Origin of the sequence: Halobacillus sp. BBL2006 (assembly GCF_000786645.1) — a bacterium.
Lineage (GTDB): Bacteria > Bacillota > Bacilli > Bacillales > Halobacillaceae > Halobacillus.
In genome coordinates this window covers 1-1,443 of record NZ_JRNX01000628.1, presented here as the reverse complement: position 1 = coordinate 1,443, position 1,443 = coordinate 1, and the positions used below count along the sequence as shown (strand labels likewise).

The window sequence follows — 1,443 nt, the reverse complement described above, 5'->3', positions numbered from 1 at the left end:
GATTTTTGAATTCGCTGATAAATTTAGCTTTTCGCTGATATAAATCGTCTTTCGCCGATAAATCAATAATTTCGCTGATAAAAACGAGACAAAACCTAAAGCGCTTTCACTAATCCGCCATCAACAACAATCGCTTGCCCTGTCAAATACGTATTGGCACCAGAAGCAAGGAAAACAATGGCTTTCGCAAATTCTTCAGGCTCCCCATACCTTCCGAGTGGAATCGACTGTTCCGCCTGCTCCTTCATTTCCTCTAAAGTCAGACCTAGCTGGGCTGCTCGCTTTTCATCCAGACTAGCTACACGGTCTGTGGCGATGCGTCCTGGTCCGACTGTGTTGATAAGAATATTATCACTGGCGAGCTCCTGAGATAGACTCTTCGAAAGACCGACGATCCCTGCGCGGAACGTGTTCGATAAAATAAGATTATCCAACGATTGCTTAATGGAAGACGAAGCGATATTCAGAATCCTACCGCTCTGTTTGGCTCTCATTGAAGGAAGTACTTCCCGAATGGCTCTCGTAAAGCTTAATAGATTCAGTTCAAACGCCTGCATCCAATCTTCGTCAGACAAATCATCAAATGTTCCTGCTTTCGGGCCACCGGCATTGTTGATCAACACATCAACCGTTCCATGAAGTTCAATCGCTTTTTGTACAAGCTGTACAATGTCATCTTTTCGAGTGACATCACATACTTGATACTCTACATATTTGTTGCCGCTCAATTCTTGAATTTCAGTCTTCGCCTTTTCAAGCTCCTCTTCGTTCCGGCTTGAAATCAGCACTTTCGCTCCTTCTTTAGCAAATTCGGAGCTGATCGCTTTTCCAAGGCCTTTACTCGAGGCGAGTACAATCACGGATTTATTTTTTAATTGAAGATCCACTTGCATACTTCCTTTCTTTTTTATATTCGGGAGGAATGAGTTTTGATGGAGATGTTTTATCAAACATTACCCAAGATTAGCGCTCCGTACACAAAGGATCCTAAAATAACAAAGCCTACCTGGATTTGTTTCCAAAATGAAGGAGACAACTCTATCCGAGCTGTCTCCTTAAAATAACCTATCCTAATTCATGTTTATTCTCTTCACACAAATAAGAAAGTACTGTATCCTTCATGGGTAGATCCACCTTCCCGTTAAGGGCATCAACCGCTATGATATCATAAGCATGGCTGGGGTCCTTTGTATATCCAATCCAATACGGGATGTAGAGAAGCCACTGATCTTTGATCTTCACATCAATTTTTTCTCTCCTTTTTTCCTTAGCGAAAAGTTCCCAGTAGATAACTTTTTTAGCTGCGTCTTTATCGAGAGACTCTTTCACCAGGGGAAGACCTTCCTCCATGACAGTAATATCATAATCAACCGGTAAAATAGCATTCATACGGCTTAAAGGCTCGATTGCGATCCGCCCTTCCATACCATCCTGTACAGCATG

The 1,443-nt window shown here is 42.3% G+C and carries 2 protein-coding genes; both read right to left on the bottom strand.

Annotated elements, in window-relative coordinates; translation table 11 throughout:
• Positions 1–95 precede the first annotated feature (95 nt).
• Positions 96–887: an SDR family oxidoreductase gene (locus tag LD39_RS17205; protein WP_035550513.1), complete on the bottom strand. Its 792-nt coding sequence runs from the start codon at positions 885–887 to the stop codon at positions 96–98.
• Positions 888–1,065: 178 nt separating this feature from the next.
• On the bottom strand, positions 1,066–1,443 hold a 378-nt coding region (locus LD39_RS23205; RefSeq protein WP_035550508.1), incomplete at its 5' end, for a hypothetical protein.